23 protein-coding genes are annotated in these 23,110 nt (G+C 37.3%); 8 read left to right on the forward strand and 15 right to left on the reverse strand.

The window, feature by feature from the left end; translation table 11 throughout:
* Positions 1-2: 2 nt before the first annotated feature.
* On the reverse strand, positions 3-1,631 hold the full coding sequence (locus G5B37_RS10950) for a tetratricopeptide repeat protein (protein WP_164680071.1): 1,629 nt from the start codon (positions 1,629-1,631) through the stop codon (positions 3-5).
* Positions 1,632-1,815: 184 nt separating this feature from the next.
* Positions 1,816-2,754 (reverse strand): NAD-dependent epimerase/dehydratase family protein, encoded by a 939-nt coding sequence (locus G5B37_RS10955; protein ID WP_164680072.1) that lies wholly within the window; start codon positions 2,752-2,754, stop codon positions 1,816-1,818.
* Between the two features lie 152 nt (positions 2,755-2,906).
* Here G5B37_RS10955 and G5B37_RS10960 point away from each other — a divergent pair, with 152 nt between their 5' ends.
* A complete protein-coding gene (locus G5B37_RS10960) occupies positions 2,907-3,503 on the forward strand; it encodes a hypothetical protein (protein WP_164680073.1) in 597 nt (198 codons plus the stop codon).
* A 59-nt stretch (positions 3,504-3,562) separates the two neighbouring features.
* Positions 3,563-5,632, forward strand: a complete 2,070-nt coding sequence (locus G5B37_RS10965) for a M13 family metallopeptidase (protein WP_164680074.1) — start codon at positions 3,563-3,565, stop codon at positions 5,630-5,632.
* 82 nt (positions 5,633-5,714) lie between these two features.
* Here the strand turns inward: G5B37_RS10965 and G5B37_RS10970 are convergent, their stop codons facing one another.
* Entirely contained in the window at positions 5,715-6,515 is an 801-nt protein-coding gene (locus G5B37_RS10970) for an NAD(P)-binding domain-containing protein (RefSeq protein ID WP_164680075.1), read from the reverse strand.
* Positions 6,508-8,868, reverse strand: coding sequence for a M20/M25/M40 family metallo-hydrolase (locus G5B37_RS10975; protein WP_164680076.1), 2,361 nt, complete (start codon positions 8,866-8,868; stop codon positions 6,508-6,510). The genes G5B37_RS10970 and G5B37_RS10975 overlap by 8 nt, the downstream gene beginning before the upstream one ends.
* A 116-nt stretch (positions 8,869-8,984) precedes the next feature.
* Between G5B37_RS10975 and G5B37_RS10980 the strand changes: the two genes are divergently transcribed.
* Positions 8,985-9,449, forward strand: a complete 465-nt coding sequence (locus G5B37_RS10980; protein ID WP_164680077.1) for a CBS domain-containing protein — start codon at positions 8,985-8,987, stop codon at positions 9,447-9,449.
* A gap of 19 nt (positions 9,450-9,468) precedes the next feature.
* Here the strand turns inward: G5B37_RS10980 and G5B37_RS10985 are convergent, their stop codons facing one another.
* The gene (locus G5B37_RS10985) at positions 9,469-9,825 is read right to left on the reverse strand and encodes a hypothetical protein (protein WP_164680078.1); all 357 of its coding nucleotides are present in this window, start codon (positions 9,823-9,825) and stop codon (positions 9,469-9,471) included.
* A gap of 23 nt (positions 9,826-9,848) precedes the next feature.
* Positions 9,849-10,754 (reverse strand): DUF6268 family outer membrane beta-barrel protein, encoded by a 906-nt coding sequence (locus G5B37_RS10990; RefSeq protein ID WP_164680079.1) that lies wholly within the window; start codon positions 10,752-10,754, stop codon positions 9,849-9,851.
* A 123-nt stretch (positions 10,755-10,877) separates the two neighbouring features.
* Here G5B37_RS10990 and G5B37_RS10995 point away from each other — a divergent pair, with 123 nt between their 5' ends.
* The 5 genes from G5B37_RS10995 (at position 10,878) to G5B37_RS11015 (ending at position 16,984) form a co-directional block, all read left to right on the forward strand.
* Positions 10,878-11,405, forward strand: coding sequence for a hypothetical protein (locus tag G5B37_RS10995; RefSeq protein WP_164680080.1), 528 nt, complete (start codon positions 10,878-10,880; stop codon positions 11,403-11,405).
* Positions 11,406-11,803: 398 nt separating this feature from the next.
* Positions 11,804-15,211: an isoleucine--tRNA ligase gene (gene ileS / locus G5B37_RS11000; RefSeq protein ID WP_164680081.1), complete on the forward strand. Its 3,408-nt coding sequence runs from the start codon at positions 11,804-11,806 to the stop codon at positions 15,209-15,211.
* Between the two features lie 2 nt (positions 15,212-15,213).
* Entirely contained in the window at positions 15,214-15,597 is a 384-nt protein-coding gene (locus tag G5B37_RS11005; RefSeq protein ID WP_164680082.1) for a TraR/DksA family transcriptional regulator, read from the forward strand.
* Positions 15,598-15,689: 92 nt separating this feature from the next.
* On the forward strand, positions 15,690-16,322 hold the full coding sequence (locus tag G5B37_RS11010) for a hypothetical protein (RefSeq protein WP_164680083.1): 633 nt from the start codon (positions 15,690-15,692) through the stop codon (positions 16,320-16,322).
* 35 nt (positions 16,323-16,357) lie between these two features.
* Positions 16,358-16,984 (forward strand): lipoprotein signal peptidase, encoded by a 627-nt coding sequence (locus tag G5B37_RS11015; RefSeq protein ID WP_164680084.1) that lies wholly within the window; start codon positions 16,358-16,360, stop codon positions 16,982-16,984.
* Here the strand turns inward: G5B37_RS11015 and G5B37_RS11020 are convergent.
* The 9 genes from G5B37_RS11020 to G5B37_RS11060 all read right to left on the reverse strand — a co-directional run bounded on the left by G5B37_RS11020 (position 16,981) and on the right by G5B37_RS11060 (position 23,067).
* The gene (locus G5B37_RS11020) at positions 16,981-18,123 is read right to left on the reverse strand and encodes a PAS domain-containing sensor histidine kinase (RefSeq protein ID WP_164680085.1); all 1,143 of its coding nucleotides are present in this window, start codon (positions 18,121-18,123) and stop codon (positions 16,981-16,983) included. The genes G5B37_RS11015 and G5B37_RS11020 overlap by 4 nt on opposite strands.
* 70 nt (positions 18,124-18,193) lie before the next feature.
* Positions 18,194-18,613 carry a DUF2752 domain-containing protein gene (locus G5B37_RS15290; protein WP_164680086.1) on the reverse strand — a complete coding sequence of 140 codons (420 nt, stop codon included), beginning with the start codon at positions 18,611-18,613 and terminating at the stop codon, positions 18,194-18,196.
* Positions 18,597-18,872, reverse strand: coding sequence for a CD225/dispanin family protein (locus tag G5B37_RS11030; RefSeq protein ID WP_164680087.1), 276 nt, complete (start codon positions 18,870-18,872; stop codon positions 18,597-18,599). The genes G5B37_RS15290 and G5B37_RS11030 overlap by 17 nt, the downstream gene beginning before the upstream one ends.
* A 75-nt stretch (positions 18,873-18,947) precedes the next feature.
* Complete coding sequence (locus G5B37_RS11035) at positions 18,948-19,220, reverse strand: CD225/dispanin family protein (protein WP_164680088.1); 273 nt, start codon at positions 19,218-19,220, stop codon at positions 18,948-18,950.
* 46 nt (positions 19,221-19,266) lie between these two features.
* Positions 19,267-19,827 (reverse strand): 5-formyltetrahydrofolate cyclo-ligase, encoded by a 561-nt coding sequence (locus G5B37_RS11040; RefSeq protein WP_164680089.1) that lies wholly within the window; start codon positions 19,825-19,827, stop codon positions 19,267-19,269.
* Positions 19,828-20,829, reverse strand: coding sequence for a succinylglutamate desuccinylase/aspartoacylase family protein (locus G5B37_RS11045; protein ID WP_164680090.1), 1,002 nt, complete (start codon positions 20,827-20,829; stop codon positions 19,828-19,830).
* Positions 20,830-20,831: 2 nt separating this feature from the next.
* Positions 20,832-21,704: a 30S ribosomal protein S6--L-glutamate ligase gene (gene rimK, locus G5B37_RS11050; RefSeq protein ID WP_164680091.1), complete on the reverse strand. Its 873-nt coding sequence runs from the start codon at positions 21,702-21,704 to the stop codon at positions 20,832-20,834.
* Positions 21,694-22,125: an ATP-dependent zinc protease family protein gene (locus G5B37_RS11055; RefSeq protein ID WP_164680092.1), complete on the reverse strand. Its 432-nt coding sequence runs from the start codon at positions 22,123-22,125 to the stop codon at positions 21,694-21,696. The genes rimK and G5B37_RS11055 overlap by 11 nt, the downstream gene beginning before the upstream one ends.
* Before the next feature lie 69 nt (positions 22,126-22,194).
* Positions 22,195-23,067, reverse strand: a complete 873-nt coding sequence (locus G5B37_RS11060; protein WP_164680093.1) for an ATP-grasp domain-containing protein — start codon at positions 23,065-23,067, stop codon at positions 22,195-22,197.
* Positions 23,068-23,110: the final 43 nt, after the last annotated feature.

Raw genomic sequence — 23,110 nt, forward strand, 5'->3', positions numbered from 1 at the left:
GCTTAAAATGACATTAAAAACACATCTAATTTTTGATCAGAAGTCATCCCAATTTTTTTTCTGATACGGTATCTGCTTTTATTTACAGATTCGGGATTGATATTGAGTATGGTAGCAATTTCTTTCGAATTGAGGTGAATTCGAATTAAGGCACATAGCTTTATTTCGTACTCGGTTAAATTGGGAACATTTTTTATTAATTTATCAAAAAAATCACTATTTAATTCCTCTATTTTTTCATGGAAGGTGTCGCTCAATTTGCCTACATGTTTTCTATGGTTTACGAACGTAACCAATTCGTTCAACAATTTTTTGTCAAATGTTTTTCTACTTGCGATTACATCTATTTTATTACTCAGCACATTTAGCCACCCTTTTTGTTCATTTGTAGAAATAGCGAGCGTCGCTAAATCTTTTCGTTGGACCTCAATATTTCGTTCTAAAAGCTCATTTTCTAGTTTTTTGTTTTTAAGAGCTTGTTCAATCAACTCTTTTTTATTTTTAACACGTTCGTTTCTTTGTTTAAGTCTAACAGCAAAAATAATCGCCACGAGTATCAGTACAAAGGACGATAGCCCTAGAATCCACAGTCGTTGAGCTGCCTGCTTTGTTACACTTTCTCTTTTTAGAGATTCTAATTCTAAAGTTTTTTGAGTTTCAAGTTTTTTTCTATCTGAAAGGGTATAATTAATCACATTTCTTTTTCTGGTAGTTACTTTGTTCAAACTATCCTGAATAGATTGTGCGTGTTTAAAATTTTCTATTAAGGCTTTATAATCTTTATTTCTCTCTAACAAATTGGCCTTCACTTTTAAGAAAAGTAACTGATTGATGGCGCATTCTGGATGATTGGCATTGCTTAGATTCATTTCTATCGAGTCTAGCAAAGTTGTAGCCTTTTCAATATCATTTGTTTTTATATAGGTGTCTGCCAGCTGTATTCCAGCTCTAAAATAGCGTTCGCGTTCTTCTGTAAGGGCAGGAAAAACGTTGTAATAATTATCATAGAATATCTCACTTGCCTTCAAATATTCTTTGTCTTTCATCCTCAGTAAAGCTATATTGTCTCGAATACTACCATATAATCCACGCTTAACGGCATCGTTAGAGAGTGAAATAATACCCGCGGCCTGTTCATAGTAATACTGAGCCGAATCTCTATGTTTAAGATTGTCATTAAAATGTATGCCCAGGTTATTTAATCCCGCAGCAAAATACGTTTCAAACTGAGGAAGTTTTTTCGATATTGAAATGCTTTGTTTATATGTTTTTGTGGCATTTTCTAATTCACCCAATCTAATATAGATGCCAGCGAGATCGCCTAGTGACAAAAAGGTTCGAAATGAGTATTTACCAGATTGTTTTTCAACTTCTAGTTGCCTAATATATATTTCAGCAGCTTCGTTATAAAGCCCTATCCTTCTAAATCGTTCACCTATATTAAAAAGTATTTCAGCTTTCAATTCTAAACTATCTACTCTTGGAAAAATGTCCAGTTTTTGATAATACAGTTCTATCTGTCTGTCTATATCCCCAGAATTAAAAGCACCTTCGGCAAGTGAATCTAGCCTTATAAGTTGTTCGTTTGTATTAGTATTTTGTGAAAAAACCGCCGTTGCAGAGAAACTCACGAAACAATTTATAGCAATGACTAGCCAGAACTTCTTTATTTTAGAAATTAAACAATAGGGCATGGTAGCTAAAAAAATTTAGCTTAAAAGTAACTTTTTTTAAATAAGAAATCATCATTACAGTTAGGATATACCTCTATAAATGATGCGTTTAGTAATATTTAAGAATTATCCAGAATACTTTTTATGTTAAATTCTTCAGCATAATCTTAGTCATTTCATCCAGCTCTACTTCGTGGTTCCATCCCCAATCGTTTCTAGCTTCGGTATCATCAATACTCTTTGGCCAAGAATCTGCAATGGCCTGTCTAAAATCTGGATCATACGAAATTTCAAATCCGGGTTGCAGATTTCTAATACTTTCGGCTATTGCCTCTGGATGAAAGCTCATGCCCGCCAAGTTGTAAGAATTCCGAATCTTGATGTTTGATTCGGGTGCTTCCATAATACCAATGGTAGCTTTAATGGCATCGTCCATATACATCATTGGCAATGTTGTTTCGGCATTTAAAAAACAAATGTATTTATTGTGTTTTACAGCTTTATGGTAAATGTCTACCGCATAATCTGTAGTGCCTCCCCCGGGTAAGGTCTTATAGCTAACTAAGCCCGGATAGCGCAAACTACGCACATCAACTCCAAACTTTTTATGGTAATATTCGCACCAGCGTTCTCCTGTTTGTTTGCTTATTCCGTAAACCGTGCTGGGCTCCATAACAGTTCGTTGCGGGGTGTTTTCTTTTGGTGTGGTAGGACCAAAAACTGCTATACTAGAAGGCCAGAATATTTTATCTATTTTACCGTCTTTGGCTAGATTAAGAACGTTAAAGAGTGAATTCATATTTAAATTCCAAGCCCGCATAGGAAATTTTTCTGAAGTAGCAGAAAGCATTGCGGCCATTAAATACACATCGGTAATCTCATGTTTTATTACAACATCCTGTACCGCGTCATAGTCCATAGCATCTAACACTTCAAACGGACCACTGTTCATCATTACTTCATCACCTTCAATGATATCACTAGCTATTACTTTGTGAGGCGCGTAGGCCGCGCGAAGAGCTGCGGTAAGTTCTGTACCTATTTGGCCGCAGGCACCAATAATAAGAATTCTTTTTTTCATAATCATATGCTGTAGTTGTGCTTATGGGAAGGCACTTTTTGAATTTAAATTTTGTGTCGTAAATATACGTATTCTCGTTTTATGAAATTCACAAAGCATTAACAGGAACTTCGTGTAGATGCCTTATCTTTGCCGCTACTATTTTAGAAGATATGACATTTTATTTTCGAATTATTTTAGTTCTTTTCACTTTAGTACTGCTGCCTTTTTCTTGTGCTGAAACTTCTGAAGATACTACAGCAGTCGTTAATGATGAGCAACAGGCTAAGGCTCTTTATGGAAGTACCATGGCGCCATTGCCTAAAGTTTCCGAAGTGGCAAGAATAGAAACCGAAAAATGGTCAGTTTTCGATGATTTTGAAGAGAATGTATCCTTATTAAAGAATCAGACTGTAGCGGTTATTAAAGGTAGGAGTGGAGGCTTAATTCTAGAAACAGACTCCTTGCAAAAAAATATACCTGAAGCTCTTGATACACGACCTATTTACGCACGACTTATATTGGCAAATACGCGCGCTAAATTGCTTAACCAACTAGCAAGCTATGATAAGATTGACTCGCTGCAATTGGAAAATAGCCTGAAAGAAATGAATCTTGCCGCGGCAACCCTTTTCACTGAAATTAATAGAACCTTTAAGAAAAATAAAATTGACGAAGAATTAAAAGAAAGCGAGAAAAAGGAGTTAGAACAACAACAGCGTTTTCTAGACTCGGTGTACAAGTCAGAAATTCAAGACAATAAGCAATAATAAGTGTAACAAATAACACATTTCTACTACTAACAACTCGATAATTTAAAAACCAAAAAATGAAAAAACACCTAATAACGTCTGTGTGTGCCATGGCAGCTGTAGCAATTGTTGCTACTTCTTGTAAGAACGATACAGACAAAAACATGGCAATTGCCGATACAGAAGAACACGGTATTATCCTTGCGAATATGGATACCACTGTTAATCCAAGAGACGATTTCTACAACTATGTGAATGGAAGTTGGATGAAAAATACTGAAATCCCAGACGATCAAGTGCGTTGGGGTGGCTTCGGAGTATTAAGAAAGTCTACAGATAAAGATGTTCTTGAAATTTTGAAAAATGCAAAGGAAAGCGGAAAGTACGGCGAGAACACAGATCAGGCTAAAGCCTTGGCGATTTTTGCTTCAGAGTTAGATACTGTAGCTAGAAACAAAGCTGGAATTCAGCCACTGCAACCTGCATTAGATGCAATTGCAAGTATAGAAACTACAGAAGATTTTCAAAAAGTTATAACTACTCAGATTGCGGTATCACAGCCGTTTTTTGGGCTGGCAGCTTTTTCTAACCCAAGTAATAGTGCAATGAATTCTGCATATGTTACACCAGGTGGTTTAGGACTTCCAGACAGAGATTATTACACCAATACAGATGCTAAGTCTATAGAGATTCGTGCTAAATATGTTGACCATATTACAAGAATGCTTCAGTTTTTAGGCGATTCTGAAGAAGATGCCCGTACGCAAGCAGAAGCTATTCTTGCTTTTGAAACTACCTTGGCAGAACCAAGATTAGATAAAGTTGCAAGTCGTGACTTTAGAAACTTTAACAACCCGAGAGCTATGGCTCAAGTTCAGGCAATGGTTCCAGCAATTCAGTGGGAAATAGCCTTAAAAGATTTAGGAGTTTCTAAAACAGTAGATACACTTATTGTGATGCAGCCAGCTTATATGGAAACGGTTCAGAAAACATTGGCTAAAAAAGATATTGACCTTTGGAAAACGGTAATGCGTTGGCAAACGTTAAACGATGCTGCAGGCGCATTATCTACAGAAATCGAAACTGCAAACTGGGAATTTTATAGCCAGTATTTAAGTGGGGCTAAAAAACAACGTCCAGCAGACGAGCGCGCACTAGCTACCGTAAACGGAAGCGTTGGTGAAGCTGTAGGACAATTGTATGTCGATCAGAAATTTCCGCCAGAAGCGAAAGAAAAAGCAGAAATAATGATTGCTAATGTCATTACGGCGTACAAAGCTCGTATCATGAATCTAGATTGGATGAGCGATTCTACCAAAGTAAAAGCTGTTGAAAAACTAGATAAGTTTACGGTGAAAATAGGATATCCAGATAAATGGAAAGACTATTCTTCTATGAATGTAAAAGCAGGTAATACCTACTTTGAAAATATGATGGCAGTAAACGAATGGCAGTTAAAAGACAACTTAGACAGAATTAACGAGCCAGTAGATAGAACAGAGTGGGGTATGTCTCCACAAACAGTAAACGCATATTTCAATCCGTTTAATAACGAGATTGTTTTTCCGGCGGCAATACTACAACCTCCATTTTACGATTACAAAGCAGACGAAGCTGTAAACTACGGTGGTATGGGTGCTGTAATTGGTCATGAGATTTCACATGCTTTTGACGACAGTGGATCTCGCTTTGATGGTGATGGTAACTTGGTAAACTGGTGGAGCGATTCAGATCTTGAGAAGTTCACAGAACGTGGAAATGCCTTAGCAGAGCAGTATGATAATGTTGAGGTGCTAGACAGTGTGTTTATTAATGGTAAATTCACCCTAGGTGAGAACATTGGTGACCTTGGAGGCGTTTTAGGCGCTTACGATGGGTTGCAATTGTTCTACAAAGAAAACGGTCGCCCAGAAGATGTAGACGGATTTACGGCAGAACAACGTTTCTTTATGAGTTGGGCTACTGTGTGGCGTACAAAGCAGCGTGAAGAGTCGCTACGTACACAAATTAAAACAGACCCACACTCGCCGGGACGTTATAGAGCTACAGAACCTCTAAAGAATGTAGATGCTTTTTACGAAGCGTTTAACATTGTAGAAGGTGACCCAATGTATGTTGCTCCAGAAAACAGAGTACGCATTTGGTAACTAAATAATTAAAATTAAAAAAAGGGGAAATCATTTAGATTTCCCCTTTTTTATTTGTGAAATATATGTGGGAATAATAAATTTAAATATCAGAAGAAAAAGTATACCCCAAGACCTGTTCCAAATTCACCGAATCTACTTGTTTATAAAGTTCATCGGTGTTTTTCGCAAAATGCGGGGTTTCTAACCCTAACTCTTTTGTCTTTTCGGTATAGTACGTTTCCTTTGTTGGGTGCTGCGGGTGAACTGCATTAAAAATATGACCGTATGCATCTTGCTTTAAAATTTCAGTAATAATACGAATACAGTCTTTTCTGTGAATAAGGTTTACGGGCGCGTTTGCGCCGCTCAAATCTTTTCTGCCTGCTAAATATCGTGCGGGCTGTCTGCTGCCACCTAGAAGGCCGCCAAAGCGTACAACAGTGGTTTTGGCATTAGAAGTGAAAAATAACTGCTCGACTTGTGCCAATTGCCTGCCAGCTTCATTTTCTGGTTTTGGGGCATCTTTTTCGGTTACAATACCTTGTTCATCTCCGTACACCGATGTACTGCTTATATAAATACAATTAAGTACTTGTGCCGTTTCAATGCACTGTAAAAAATGAGTCATTTTCATCACATAATCTGCTCCTGTATTTCTACGCAGCCCTGGGGGTATCATCACGATTAAAGTGTCTACATTTTTCAGAAATCCTTGGGGTTCACCTTCTAGCCCTGTCTCGGTAATTTCTAGATAAAATGCATTAATGCCTTTTTGTTGTAGCTGCGTAGCTTTTTCGCGGCTGGTTACAGTACCTTTTACGGCATACCCGAGTACTGCAAGTTTGTTGGCAAGTGGTTTTCCGAGCCATCCTAAGCCTGCGATGCCAATTGTTTTAGTCATCTATGGCTGGGGTTTCAATGAGTGTGTCTTTTATTTTCTTTGGAAGGTTAGCTACGGAAAAGCTTCGTTTAACCACAACGGCGTCTGTATTTATAAACGGCTTTGGCATGGTGTTTTTAGGTCGTTTGTTGATGGTAAATTGCGGATGGTTGAGCAAGTCATAAGAATACTCCATCACCTGAAATTGTACGTCGGTTGCCGCGTTGGTGGTATAGGAAATTTCCAAAGAATCATGGTCGGCTACAAAATATCGAACCAACGTGTTACTTTTTCTTTTGTAATACCCGTTATTTACGGTGTCTTGAGATACTATTTGCCCGTTAAATGCAAGGGAAGAAAATTGAGTCTCAACATCTGTATACACATCAATTTCATGAACGTCGCGTTTTGGAATAATCGTAAAAGTGACGCTGCGTTGCCCGTTGTTAACACTATCTTCTTCTAAACGTACTTCAAATGGTGTAATGCTTTTTTCTGGAGCCGGAGCACCAAAACTGTATCCGGTATTGTACTTGCTTCCTGCGGCATTGGTGATAAATTTATTGGCTGCTTCGGGACTATTACCTAAGTACCCTTGTGTCCATGAGTCTAAAATATTGTCGTATGTAAGCCAATAGTTTTTGTTAGTGTCTGCGTTTTGATAGTATATAAGACTATTTGGTTTTTGTCGCGTTTCAGTAAAATCACTTTTTGCATTTGCAACAAAAAATAAGACTACTGCAAACACTGCAGCACTTAAAGCAATGATATTTTTCCAACGGTAACGTCCAAAAACAGGCACCACGAGTCCAAATAACAACACAACAAAAACACAACTAATCACTAACATTTCAAGACCTAACCCAACAGGGAAAAATTGTATGAGTGGCGCAAAAAACGACAGTGCAGGTATTGCCAAAAGAGTTAGTAGAATTAAACTTGGTTTTTCTTGTTTCAGCAAAATAAAGAAAGACAACAACCCAAAAAACACGGGGATAATCCAATAGGCAGCACCTTTCAGCATAACAAAAACAACCACGTTAATAATGATCCAAAAAATAAGCGGGGCCACATAAAAACTAGGAACATCTTTAGCTACCTTAAAATTTCGGTATATTTTAAAGACAATGGCAGAAGAAAGTACTACAAAGAAAGCAATATACCAATGCCCATTGTAGGTAAACCCATGCTGAATTTCACCGTAGTGCGGGTATATAATCTTAAGTAACATCCATCCAAAATAGCCAACCGCCCCACATAAAATGAGCGATAACAAGAAAGCTGCAAATCCTTTCCCAATAGCTTTCCCTTTTAGCTTTCCTCGTGAAATCCCGTAAAATACCAACGCTAAAAACAAGACTATGGCAATAATTAGCATGGGTAAAATCCATGAAAAGGGGTAGGAAATCATTTTAACAAAAGGAGCATTTACGTACACATAATCTTCTTCAGCTTTTAGAGTTGAAAGATCTGCATCTCCAAAATAATGAAGTAGCGGCAAGAGGTAAGAACCTTGATGTTGGAGGGTGTTTTCATCTAGATTTTCAACATTGTCATTGGCGGTATGGTAGTCGTAATGATCGTCTATAAAGGCAAAGAAAAAGCTGTCTATATCACCATCTTCTCTGAACACAGTAGAATCTGTATCGTTAGGTAGCATTTTATAGATGCTATACATTAAAGAAGAAGCAACAGGATACTCCGGATTTGCATCTACAAAGGCTTTTACCAGATTGGCATTACCGCCATTGGTTTCTAGAATCATGTTGCTAGGGCCACCACTTCCTCGAGCTTCAAAATTAAGTACAAGTCCTGCGTTTTTAGCTAAAGGATGCTTATGAACAAACAATTGGGCACCGTCTAGTCCGAGCTCTTCGGCATCACTAAAAAGCACAATGATGTCGTTTTTTGGTGTTTTGCCAGCAGCTTTATAGGCTCGTAAACTTTCTAAAATAGTTACAATACCACTACCTGCATCACTGGCACCAAAGCTAGGAACTTTAGCACTGTCGTAATGCGAAAGCAAAATGAGTGATTTTCCATTTCCTGAACCTTTTAAGACCCCGATAACATTCTTAGGCTTGTCTAGTCCACGCCATGATTCATTAAGCACAAATCCTTCTTGTACTTCGGTCTCTAAGCCAAGCTCTTGAAGTTGCTGTACTAAGTATTCTCGTACGCGTGTATGTTCTTCGCTACCGTGGAAGTGAGGCGCTTTGGTTATTTCTTTTAGCGGTTGCAGCGCGCGCTGGGTAGAAAATTGAGTTTTATCTGCCGTTGCTGGTGTGCCAGAACTTGGCATTAAACTGAAAAAGCTATACCAAATAAAAAATAGAATTATTACAAATGAAAGGAGACCGGAGAAGAACTTCATGAGTTGGTTTTTACGAAACTAAAAGTACAACATTTCGTTAAATGTTGGCACTTAGTATTTTTCTTAACAATTTTGAATGCCAATTTTGCGTATCTTACATTTAAATATTTGAAAATATGGCAATTAAAAGTTATAGAGGAAAACGAGCAAAACCCACAAAGGGAACTTCAGAAGATATAAAAGTATCTGATTATATGAGTACGGATTTAACAACGTTTAAGCCCCAACAATCTGTGTTGGAAGTTATGAATACGTTAATTAAGAAGAAGATTTCTGGTGGCCCAGTAGTGAATGATAAAAATGAACTTGTTGGAATTATTTCTGAAGGAGATTGTATGAAACAAATTAGCAGCAGTCGATATCACAACCACCCCATGCAAGATGTAAAAGTAGAAGATCACATGGCAAAGGAGGTAGAAACGATAGATGGAGAAATGAATTTATTTGACGCCGCAGATAAATTTTTAAGCTCACGCCGCAGAAGATTCCCAATTGTGCAAGAAGGCAAATTAGTAGGACTTATTAGCCAAAAAGATGTACTAAAGGCCGCACTAGAACTTAAAGGTAATAGCTGGAAATAATTTTTTAAAAAGCGTAAAATTAGAGTGTCATTTCTGTCTTAACTAACAAAAACCAATCACCTTCTAACGGGAGATACCCTTGGTCGTATACATAATTGTAGGTGTCGCCACGTTTGGTAATATACTGACTGGTATAAAACTTAAAGTTAAACCCGTGTTTAAGCAGGGTTTCTTTTTTTACTTTGGTTTTGTCTTTTGTGTTAAGAGCTTCTAGTATTCTATAGTTTTTCCGCAGTCTATTGTTTACGTTTCTAACTAGGTTTTTTCTGTCTTTATTTAAAGAATTGTTGTGCGCATTGCGACAAGCATCGCTACAGTATTTTTTATCTGCTCGACCAATTAATTTATCACCACATTCCGGACAAGTACGCTCCATAGCTTAAAGATAACAAAGATTTCTTACTCTGCTTTCTCTTCTTCGGAAATATCGAATCTATAAATTGCCTCAAATTTTAGGTAAAAACCGCCGTTTATTTCAGGATTTAAAGGAGTTCTATCATCGCCAAAACTAAACGCAGATAATCCTAAGTCTATGGTATCTCCGTTAGGGTATAGCTCGTAATTACTGCTGGAGTAACCAAATTTGGCACGTAACAATACGCTTTTTTCAAGAGCATTAAATTGAAGATAGGAAGCAAAATTAAGTTCGGTTACGTCTGCATAAACATCTGCATTATTTTCTGTTATGCGGAAACTTCTGCCAATACCAATATAGTCAAATCCAACAGTGGTTATTCCAAAAGTGTAGTTTACGTCTGCGGCAATGGGCAAAGAGACGTCCATTTCAAATTTAGAATTCGGACTCAAATAGTACCAGCCAACGATGGGGGTGGTGAAAGCTCCGAAAGCTTCGGTTGAGGCATAAAATCCGAATCGATATTTTAAGTGTTCATTTTTTTGATATTTCAGCAAAGCAACCCCGCCAAAATAGAAATCTTCACTTGTGCTATTTACATAATCTGAAGCTATTTTTGGTAACAAAACCACAGTACTACTCCATGTGTCGTTATAGGTAGATGCCAATCCTAATTTTACAATTGTACTGTGAAGGCTTGTAAAATCTGCTTCTGGAAATAATTGTAGATTACTTCTATTATAAACAGCGCCTGTAACAAGTGCATGCTTGTTATTTAAAACTATAGGAACGGTTAGGTCTGCGTCAAAAGATTTTACATACGTACTGTTGTTAGTGCCTTCAAATTCATTATTAAATGTTTGCCCGTAGCCAATTTTTACAAGATCCACATAGTCTTGGGCAAATAACGAACAAGGAAGGAGCAAAAGAAGTAAGTAACGTTTTTTCAAAATGGAAGGCTTAGGTTAGGTGTTAAAGATAGAAAAATAAGTGTATTCGCCTCGTACTACAATATTGTGTTATAAAGTATTGTTATTTAGAATGTAAAACTATCTTTGCAAAAAATAACACACATGAAAACTTTCAAAACAATTTTAATTACATTTTTAGCAGTTGCTACGCTTATAGGATGTAAAAAAGACGATGACAATGACAATACATTTTTGTTAAGCAATAGTAATTTTGCTGGGATGTACGATCTTACCTTATTTAACGGTGAAATTGAAACAACTACAGAATTTAAAGGAGTGCCAATTACAGCCGTTACTACTATTGTAGGAGATACATTTCAAGTAATTTTTGATGTTAACGATAATGGTACACTTACAGTAGATGGGCAATATAGAGTAACTACGTCGGTAACGGTGGCTGGACAGACAGAAACAGACACTGAAATCGTTGATATTGATAATGATAGCGGTACGTATGTAGTAAATGCCAATGCACAAACTATATCTTTTGCGGATCTTGACGGTGTTGATACTACGTTCGATGTTACCTTATTTAATGAAAACGAAGTAAGGTTAGTAAGTACTGAAACCACTACATCTCCAGATTCTTCTACTGTTACAACTTTAGAAATTCGCTTGGTTAGAATCTAGCTTGTTAAAATTATAAAAGCTGTTTGTAGCAGCTAAGAATTAAAAGAGCCCTTTTCAAAACATTGAAAAGGGCTCTTAGATTTGCTTATTATTGTTTAAATCTTCTTGTGCTAAACTTTCAGAAGTAAAAAGAAAAAAGAGCGCAAAGAAAAACAATAAAAAAAAGGGTTTCAACATAAGATTGTTGTTTAAGCAATTTAAGATGTGCCAGTTGTAAAGCTATGACAAATTGTACAACCTAAAAATACGTAGAGCTACGTATATGATTTATACTTCAATACCAGTGTTGCTCCTAAAAGCAACTTTTATACAATCTCTTCTTAATTCAAAGGCGTCAAGACGTTAATTTTCAATCAAAAATTCCGTAAATTCGCACCCTTATTGAAGCAAAACCGGTTATGAGTAAATCATTTAAAGAATACAAAGGCTTAGACCTTCCTAAATTGGGCGAGGACGTACTAGATTTTTGGAAACGTGAAAACATTTTCGAGCAGAGTATTGCCATTCGTGAGGGAGCCACGCCTTTCGTATTTTTTGAAGGACCACCGTCTGCCAATGGTTTACCGGGTATTCACCACGTAATGGCTCGTGCGATAAAAGATATCTTTTGCCGTTATAAAACCCAAAAAGGATTTAAAGTAGACCGAAAAGCGGGCTGGGATACACATGGGCTACCAATAGAATTGGGGGTAGAGAAGGAGCTAGGTATTACTAAAGAAGACATAGGAAAGAAAATTTCTGTAGAATCGTATAACGACGCATGTAGAAAAGCAGTTATGCGCTATACAGATGTTTGGAATAAAGTTACCGAAAGCTACGGCTATTGGGTAGATATGGAAGACCCGTACATCACGTACAAACCAAAATACATGGAATCTGTATGGTGGTTGCTCAAACAGATTTACAATAAAGATTTGTTGTATAAGGGTTATACTATACAACCGTATTCTCCTAAAGCTGGAACTGGCTTGAGCTCTCACGAACTCAATCAGCCAGGCACATATCAAGATGTCACCGACACTACAGTGGTAGCGCAGTTTAAGGCAGTTGCAAATACGTTGCCTGATTTCTTAGCAAAAGAGTCTAACAACGTTCATTTTTTAGCATGGACCACAACACCTTGGACCCTTCCGAGCAATACGGCCTTAACTGTGGGTGCTAAGATTGACTATGTGTTGGTTAAGACATTTAATCAATATACATTTCAGCCTATTTATGTAGTGTTGGCTAAGAACTTAGTTGCAAAACAGTTTAGTGGAAAATACGACCAAACAGAAAATGAAGAGGCACTTGATGGGTATACTCAAGGCGATAAAAAGATACCCTTCTTTGTCGTAAAAGAATTCAAGGGAGCCGATTTACTGGAAATTAAATATGAGCAGCTATTAATCTACGCAAAGCCATATAACAATCCTGAAAATGCATTTAGAATCATTGCAGGAGATTTTGTAACCACAGAAGATGGTACAGGAATCGTTCATACCGCACCTACTTTTGGTGCAGACGATGCATTGGTAGCCAAACAAGCCGTGCCGGAAGTACCGCCACTTTTGGTGAAAGACGAAAACGGAAACTTAGTACCGTTAGTAGATTTGCAGGGGAAGTTTAGACCAGAGATGGATGAATTGGGAGGAAAATATGTAAAGAATGAATACTATGCAGATGATGAAGTTCCTGAAAAAAGTGTAGATGTAGAGCTTGCCATTAAATTGAAGACAGAAAACAAGGCTTTTAAGGTTGAAAAGTATGTGCACAGTTATCCAAATTGTTGGCGTACAGACAAGCCTATTTTATATTATCCACTAGATTCTTGGTTTATAAAAGTGACTGAGTTTAGAGATAGAATGCACGAGCTAAACGAAACAATTAATTGGAAGCCCAAAGCAACTGGTGAGGGTCGTTTTGGAAATTGGCTGGCAAATGCGAACGACTGGAATTTAAGTCGATCTCGATACTGGGGGATCCCGTTGCCACTTTGGCGCACAGAAGATGGAAAGGAAGAGATAGTTATAGGTTCAATAGAAGAGCTTAAAGCTGAAATGGAGAAAGCCGTAAAGGCAGGGATTATGTCGAAAGACATTTTTGCCGATTTTGAAGTAGGTAATTTTTCCGAAGAAAACTATGATACTGTAGACCTGCACAAGAATATTGTTGATGAAATTGTTTTGGTGTCTCCAAGCGGACAGCCAATGAAACGAGAAGCAGACCTTATAGATGTTTGGTTTGATAGTGGCTCTATGCCGTATGCACAATGGCATTATCCTTTTGAGAATAAAGACAAAGTAGAAGAGACCTGGAGAAAGGCAGATTTTATAGCAGAAGGCGTAGATCAAACACGCGGTTGGTTCTATACCTTACATGCCATTGCAACCATGATATTTGATGATGTTGCTTACAAAAATGTTGTGAGTAATGGTTTGGTGTTAGATAAAAACGGTCAAAAAATGTCTAAGCGTTTGGGGAATGCAGCAGACCCGTTTGAAGTGTTAAGTACTTATGGTCCCGATGCTACCCGTTGGTATATGATTAGCAACGCGAACCCGTGGGATAACCTTAAATTTGATATAGAGGGAATAGGCGAGGTGCGTAATAAATTCTTTGGCACACTATACAATACCTATGGCTTCTTTAGCTTGTATGCAAATCTTGACAATTTTGAATATGCTGAGGCACCTATTGCTTCGGAAAAGCGTCCAGAAATAGATCGCTGGATTCTATCAGAATTAAATACGTTGATAGAAGAAGTAGATGAAGCATTTTCAGACTATGAACCAACCAAAGCTACACGGGCAATTTCTAAATTTGTACAAGAAAACTTGAGTAATTGGTTTGTTAGACTGAGCAGAAGGCGTTTTTGGAAAGGAGAATATGCAGAAGATAAAATTTCTGCCTACCAAACCTTGTATACATGTTTGGTGACTGTGGCTCAATTGGGAGCTCCTGTTGCACCATTTTTTATGGATAGACTTTATAAGGATTTAACCGCGGGGGTTACTTTAGACAATGTGAAGGCATCTGTGCACTTAAGTGATTTCCCTAAAGCAGATACCTCTTTGATAGATAAAACATTAGAGCGCAAAATGCAACGCGCCCAAACAATATCTTCTTTGGTATTATCGTTACGTCAACGAGAGAAGATTAAGGTACGTCAACCGCTTCAAAAAATTATGGTTCCAGTACTTGATGAGGCAACTAGAAAAGAAATTGAAGCCGTTGCCCCATTAATTAAGAGCGAAGTAAACGTAAAGGAAATTGAGCTAATTGATGAAGGATCGGGTATTTTAGTAAAGCAAATTAAGCCAGATTTTAAAAAATTGGGTCCGCGCTACGGTAAAGACATGAAAATGGTAGCGGCTGTAATTCAGCAATTTGGACAAGAAGAAATTGCGACGTTAGAAAAAGAAGAGGCGATTACTGTTATGGTTAATGAAAAAAATATTACATTAACCCTGGATGATGTGGTTATTAGCTCGCAAGATATTGAAGGCTGGTTAGTTGCAAATGCAAATGGCATAACTGTTGCGCTAGATGTAACAATCACACCAGTGCTAAAGAATGAAGGTATTGCTCGGGAACTGGTAAACCGCATACAAAACTTAAGAAAAGACTCTGGTTTTGAAGTTACCGACAAGATTAATGTAACGTTGCAGGATAATAGCATACTTATACCAGCAGTAGAAGAAAACTTAGAATATATAAAACAAGAAACCCTAACCAATGGGTTACAGTTTGTACCACAAGTTGATAAGGGTACAGAAATATCGTTTGATGATATAGTAACTCGATTACAAATTAAAAAGAACTGATCATGGCAGAAGATATAAAAAACAGGTATAGCGACTCAGAATTGGCAGAATTTAGAGCTTTAATTAATGAGAAAATAGATAAAGCGCAGGCACATTTAGAACTTATTGAAAGTGCCTATAAAAACGATAGTAACAACGGTACCGATGATACGTCACCTACGTTTAAAGCGTTTGATGAAGGTAGTGAGGTGATGAGTAAAGAAACGGCCTCTCAGTTGGCAATTAGACAAGAAAAATTTATTCGTGACCTAAAAAATGCGTTAATCCGAATAGAAAATAAAACATACGGTGTGTGTCGTGTAACGGGAAAACTTATTAATCCTGAGCGATTAAAGTTGGTGCCGCATGCCACATTAAGCATAGAAGCCAAAAACATGCAAAAGTAAATGAGCCAGCATTTTTTGAAAAGTGCGTAGGTAAATTTTGTCTGTCGGCTGTATAGCAGGATTTCACAAACTAATTATTATTCTATAAAGTCATGAAGCTTTCAATTGTATTGTTTGGTTTATGGCTTTTTTCTATTCCTAATGGATATGGTCAAAAAGACCTGTCTAGAACTTACGTTTCTGAAAACATAACACAGCTTATTGTAGATGCTAGTGGGGTGCATGAACTAACAATTTCTGCAGTGCCCAGCGATAAAATTAGCGTTGTTGTTCATGTAGAAGGCGAAACATCTAATGAGATAGTGATTCATGAGGAGGTTTCTGGCAACCGGCTTTCTTTGGGTTTTGGACTGTGGCCTTTGGCAAAAAAATATGATGATAAACTTGCAGCACACAAGGTTGTGAGCGTAGTTGTGAGTATGTTTATTCCTGAAAATTTATTTGTTTCTATAGCGTCTAAAACATCTTCTGTTGTTGCTACGGGTATATTTGATTTGTTATATGTAACTCTAGAAGATGAAGCATGTGTTTTAAAAAATTATACGGGAAATGCCACCGTAAAAACAAATAGAGGGGCTATAAAAATTGCTGTAGGTAATCACAACTCTAAAGCCAAGGCAAAAACAGATTATGGCACTATTATAGACATGCTCAATGGTGATGGAACATTTACCATTTACGCCGAAAGCAAGCATGGTAATATTACGCTGAGTCAAACCCAATAATATTCTTTATTTTTGCACCTCTTAGTTCAAAACCTATGTCCTTAAAGAAAGCCATTGCAATAATTATTTTGGTCTTGTTAATAGATCAAATTTCAAAAATCTACATCAAGACTACTTTTATCTTGGGAGATGGGATTGATGTATTCTCGTGGTTTAAAATTCATTTTGTAGAAAATGAAGGAATGGCGTGGGGAGCACAGATTCCAGGAGCCTACGGGAAATTAATTCTTACGTTGTTCCGTTTAATTGCTATTGTTGGTATTGGTTATTGGTTGTGGGATTCGGTGCGAAAAAATGCAGCAAGAGTTCTTATAGTTTCAGTTGCACTTATATTTGCTGGGGCTATGGGTAATATTATAGATTCTGTGTTTTATGGCATAATCTTTAACGATAGCACAAGTGAAGTTGCAACGTTATTTCCGGCAGAGGGTGGTTACGGTTCAGTTTTCTACGGAAAAGTAGTTGACATGCTTTATTTTCCGTTGTGGGAAGGGGTGTTGCCCGAATGGATTCCGTTTTGGGGAGGTACCTATTTCACCTTTTTTGATCCGGTATTTAATGTGGCCGACACGGCAATTAGTGTTGGACTTGGTTTGCTGATTGTCTTCAACAAAAAAGCCTTTCCGAAGAAAAAAAACAAAGAAACTAGTTCTGAGATTTAGAATGAAATTCTGAAGGTAGTTCCTTGTCCGGGCTCACTTTCTACACGAATATTTCCGTTAAGCGCTTCTATCTGATTTTTGACCATAAACAAGCCAGTACCACGTGTTTTTGGCCCATTATGGAACGTCTGGTAGATGTTGAATAATTGATCTTGATGCTGTTTTACATCAAAACCAAGGCCATTGTCTTTAATAGTTAATGAAATTACCCCCTCTTTCTCTAACGTATAGATGTCAATCACAGGATTTCTATCTGGGTGTCTAAATTGTATTGCATTGCTCACCAAATTGCGAAAAATAGAGATGAGGTATGCAGGTATGTACTCTATATGCGGTGCTTCAGAAAAATCCGTAAATATCTCTACTCGATTGTCAGAAATAAGGGTTTGTAAACCTTTTTTGGCTTCGTGCAAACCTTCAGCAAATGAGATTGGTTGCTTTTTGTCTTTAGACTTATCTTGTATGGTTACTATCTGACTTAAATGTTTTATTGTTGAGCACAATTCTTCAGAGATTGTAGACAAACCATCAATTAGTTCTACTTCATCTTTTGGGTTATCTAAATCGCCTAATAATTCTAGAGCCAGTTTTAAATTATTAGCATGAGAACGTAAATTGTGAGATACCAAATGAGCGTAATTAAGCAATCTTGTATTCTGAGAAGCAATCGTCTTGATTGAGTTTTCTAATTCTATTTCCCTCTTTTTTTCTGCAGAAATATCTTGAAAAACTCCTTGTATTCCAATAACATCCCCTTCTTTATCATACATGGGTTTGCCAATTGCCTTTGCCCAAAATTCTTCTCCCGTGTGTTTTACCATTTTAACGGTAGTTTTAAAAGGAACACCTTCACTGCATTCGGCAAATGTGTTCATTACTCGAAACTTTTCGGAATCGGCATATAAGTGCACCAAGTTTCGGGTAAGGGAAGGTTTAAAGTCTTTAGGAAGCTGTAGAATCTTTCTTCCTTGCGGGTCGATAAAGGTGGTTTTGTCTACAAAATTAATACAATACCCACCTGCTCCTGTTAACAGGGCAATTTCTTGGTAATAAAAATCGTCGAAAAGATTTTCTTTACTGGAATTCGGGAGCGTTTCCTGTAAAAGGATTTTCTTTCTCTTTTGAGCTAAAAAATTCAATTATCATTAATTTGGTGTGGGCAATATATATAAAAAAAATTAATTTGTAGGTAAATTCTTATAAATCAATTTATTCTGTGGGAGCCAAATAAGAAAATGGAGTAAAGGGTACATTACGTAATATCCAGTAAAGAATGGCAATTGCAAAATAGCCATAAATAAACCAAGGCTTATAAAATAATTGTACGCGGTGTTCCTTTTGAAAGAGGTAATTATAGATTTTTGTACCTAAACCATAAAAGACCAATGGTAATGATACTACCATGAATGGGTTTAACCGAAACGCAGAATACCACTCTCCATGCAATAATTGATGAATAGCTCTTTGCGAACCGCAGCCAGCACAATGGTATCCTGTTAATGATTTAAATGGACAGCTTAGAAAGAAAGAATGTTGGGTAGGATTGTAAAGAAAATAGAGGTATCCTAGGGCTGCTAGAACTATTCCAACAGCAAGAAGCCAGCTTATTCGTTTATAAATTGGCTGCACCTTGTATACCAAATATTATTAGCACAACGACAAAGTAAAGTACAATTCCAATTCCAATGCTAACGGCACTCCAAATAGACCACTTTTTAGCATCGTCTGCGGCTTTTTGAGCCTCGGCATGAAAGCCTTGGCGCCATAAATGCTCTACTTTATTAGCTTTAACAATTGCCACAATACCAAGAGGCATGCAGCACATGACGGTGGTTAAAATAGCCCAGATCATGTTGTTTTCGGGTGGTGCATTGTGCATATTGTTCATGTGGCAAATATACTATATCTAAAAAAAATACCCCTATTAATAAATAGGGGTATTTAAAATAGTGGTATACATTAATTAAAATCCACCTGCAGCTACTCCAGCTACAATAAGTATGATATATAAAATCCAGAAAATTGCTGATACTGCAATTCCCCAAATAGCATATTTCTTAGCATCGGCAGCAGACTTCTCTGCGCCAGCTTGGTCACCTTGTAACCAAAGCGATTTTACTTTTGTAGATTTCATAATTGATACAATGCCTAGTGGCCAGCAAAAAATGATACAAATAATCGACCATACCAAATTATTATCTGGTGGGCTACCTGCTGGCGTGTTTTGATTTTCCATGTTGGTTGGTTTTTTTAAGATTTGACCAACAATATACGTCAGAATTTTAAAAAGAGTAAACTTTTTTCGCTGTAATGCAGTAATTTAGTGGAAAATCTATGTATTCATGGATTATTTCATCTTCGGCTTCAAAGTATGAAAGTCCTATTTTCAGGCAATCTGGTCTGCATTTTGCTAAAAATCGATCATAGAACCCTTTTCCATAACCAATGCGATTTCCTTTTTTATCGAATGCTAGTAAAGGAACAAATACCACATCAAATTGTTGAGGTGATATAGCAATACCTTCTACGGGCTCTGGTATGCCGTAGGCTGATACCTTAATGAGTGTATTTTCTTGCAATAAAATATGTTCCATTTGTAATGAATCAAAATCGGCTTTTGGTATGCACACGCTCTTATCTTTACCTTGTAGTATATGTAATATATAATCGGTAAGTACTTCTTTCTTTTCTGAAATAGATAAAAAAATGTGGTAATAGCTTTTATCCCAGATGGGAAGCTGTAGGGCATTGTTCGCAATAGCCAGGCTTCTATCTTCAAGCGTATTGTTTGAGAGCTCTTTTCGCAGGTGTTGGTATTTTTTTCTAAGTTCGGCCTTTGTCATTTAGTGGAGGGCTTCTTCGTCTTCGATATTGGTAGAATCTTGTGTGGAAATATGAAATATAGCATCACCTTGATGTACGATAGGGGCATGATTTACATTAATAATGTAGCCAGCATTTGGTGCCGTTACTTTAAAACGCATTTGCCCATAAGGATCTGTAATTGTTGCTAAGAACTCGTCTTTTTCAACATATTTATTGCAGTCTATTTTAACATGCAAAAGTCCACTTTTTTGAGCTCTAATCCACCTGCTCTTAGCTACTAGTACCGTTTGTTTGGTGCTTGTGGGAACTACAATTTCTGGGTTTAGCATCTCTAAATGTGCCAAAAGCCTGATAACACCATCTACTCCTTGTTTGACAATATGCTTATTGTTGTTTAAACTCTTTCCCCCTTCAAAAAGTAGACTGGGAATCCCCATTTTTTCGCATGTAGAACGATACGATTTACTTAAGTTGCTCGATAGTACTGTGAAAGGTGCATTAAATATTTTAGCTAATTCAAACAGGTCAGCTCGGTTTGGTGCCACACGTATTTGAGCAGCATTAAACCGTTGTGCACCACCTGTATGGAAATCGAGACAATAATCTGCTAGCGGAAGTATTTTCTTTGTGAAATGAAATGCTACACGACTTGCCAGCGAACCAGTTTTTGTTCCAGGAAAAACACGATTCAAATCTCTGCCGTCTGGAAAGGTTCGGGAGGCATTTAAAAAACCGAAGATATTTAAAATAGGTATGCAGATTATTGTACCTCTCGTGGGGGTGTTAATTTTCCTTGCAATTACCTGCCGTACTACTTCAACACCGTTAATTTCATCCCCATGAATTCCTGCTGTTATTAAAACTGTAGGGCCAGGCTGAACGGCTCTAGAAACTATTACAGGTATTTCAACTTTTGTTGAAGTATATAATTTGGCGAAACTAAAGTTAATTGTTTTTGTTTCACCAAGATTGATATTTTTTCCTAGAATAATAAAATTTTCAGAATCTGACGTTGCCATATTTAAACGCTTCTTTCAATAAATTTAATAATTTCTCGAGCAACATCAATTCCTGTGGCTGTTTCAATTCCTTCTAGACCTGGTGAAGAATTCACTTCAAGAATTAGCGGACCTCGTGAGGACTGGAGCATGTCTACACCTGCAATGTCTAATCCCATAGCTTTTGCAGCTTTTATCGCTGCAGTTTCTTCTTCGTCGGTTAGTTGTATCACTTCTGCTGTGCCGCCCCGGTGTAAATTACTTCTAAATTCACCTTCCTTGCCTTGTCGTTTCATAGCACCAATAACACGACCATCTATTACAATAACGCGTATATCTGCACCTCCCGCTTCTTTTATAAATTCTTGTACAATTACACGTGCCTGCAAGTTGTTAAAGGCTTCAATTACAGACTCTGCTGCTTTTTTAGTTTCGGCTAGAATAACACCAATACCTTGGGTTCCTTCTAATAATTTAATGATAACTGGAGCGCCACCAACCTGATCTACAATGCCTTCTACATTTTTAGAATAATTAGTGAAAATGGTCTTAGGAAGTCCCAGACCGGCGCGAGACAATATCTGTAAGCTACGTAATTTATCGCGAGAGCGTACCAGAGCCATAGATTCGGTAGTGGTAAAGCAGCGCATCATTTCAAACTGACGCACAACTGCAGTACCATAAAAAGTTACTGAAGCACCAATTCTAGGAATGACAGCGTCTACGTTTTCAATTTTTTTCCCCTTATAATAGACACAAGGATTTTTCTTTTCAATAACAATATCACACTTGGTGTGGTTAATGATTTCAATGTTGTGTTTTCTTTTTTTGGCAACTTCTAGAATACGTTTTGTTGAATAAAGGTTAGGTGCTGCCGATAGAATTTTAATGTTCATTCTTAGTTTTTAATTTGTGTGAAAGGTTCGTGCGATTAATATCTACCATAAAACGTTTGGTTAAAAATTTTCTTCCCAATAAAACAGGGTATTTCATTTCTTCTCGATCGCTCAACGTTAAAAAGATAGGATAAATTTTACCGAAAAGTTCAATTTCAGTTAAAATACGATAGCGCGCTTGCGTTTGTCCGTTGCTACTTTTAACCACGCGAACATCATATTTATCGAATTTAAATTCTTTGTTGTGATAAGCAGGATGTTCTGGATCTAAAAATACACATCTTAAATAGTTGTCTTCTACTTTTACATTCTTACAGTGTATGGTTGAGGTGTATGCACCTGTATCTACCTTAACTTCAATGTCCTGAAGTTCAAGAAGCGGGAAATCTGCTTTATCTGTACGTCCTATTTTTCTTTTCAAAAACTTTTAATTTTATTACTGCTGAAAGGTAAGATAAACCCACATTTTTGCCTGATGTTTATACAAGAATTAACGCTTGTTTCGCTCTAGATACCCGATGATGCTTTTTGAAACATTTTTACCCGTAGTTGTCTCAATACCTTCTAGACCAGGAGTAGAATTCACCTCGAGCACCAACGGACCTCTCTGAGATTGCAAGATATCTACACCACAGACTCCTAATCTAAGTGCTTTTGCAGCTTTAAGAGCAACTCGTTCTTCTTCGTAAGTTAGGGAAATTGCCGTAGCTGAGCCACCCCGATGCAAATTGGATCTAAAATCGCCTTCCTTACAACTGCGCTTCATTGCTGCAATTACAACACCGTCTACAACAATTACACGAAGATCGGCACCTTCAGATTCTGCAATAAATTCTTGAAGTACATATTTTACACCACTAGTTTGAAGTGTTTCTACGGTTGCTAGGGCATTACGATAGCTTTCGGAAAGAATAACGCCATTACCGTGTGTGCCTTCTAATATTTTAATGATTACTGGCCGACCGTTAAAAGGCTTTAGCAAATCTTCTGGTGTGTGATATCCGCCTAATACGGTATTTGGAACTGGAATCCCAGCCTTTGCTAGTATCTGAAAGCAAGTCCATTTATCTCTTGAATAAAGAATAGATTCTGAGGTTACAGCAGAAAAAACCCCCGCTGCTTCAAATTGCCGCACCAATGATGTTCCTTGAAACGTATTACTAGCCCCTATACGAGGGATGATGGCATCTATATCATCAACAATTTCATCTAAATATTGCAATATTACTTTATCACTACTCACTGAAAGTGTAAAATTATTAGGATTAAGCACTTCCATAGTATGATTTCTAGCTTCTCCAGCTCTTAATAAGCTTTGTGTAGAATACAGAAATTCACCCCGCGATATAATAGCAATGTTCATTTAACGTACCTTGTTTAGTGCAAGGTAAAAAAAATGAACATTG

This window comes from Rasiella rasia (assembly GCF_011044175.1).
Taxonomy (GTDB): Bacteria; Bacteroidota; Bacteroidia; order Flavobacteriales; family Flavobacteriaceae; genus Marinirhabdus; species Marinirhabdus rasia.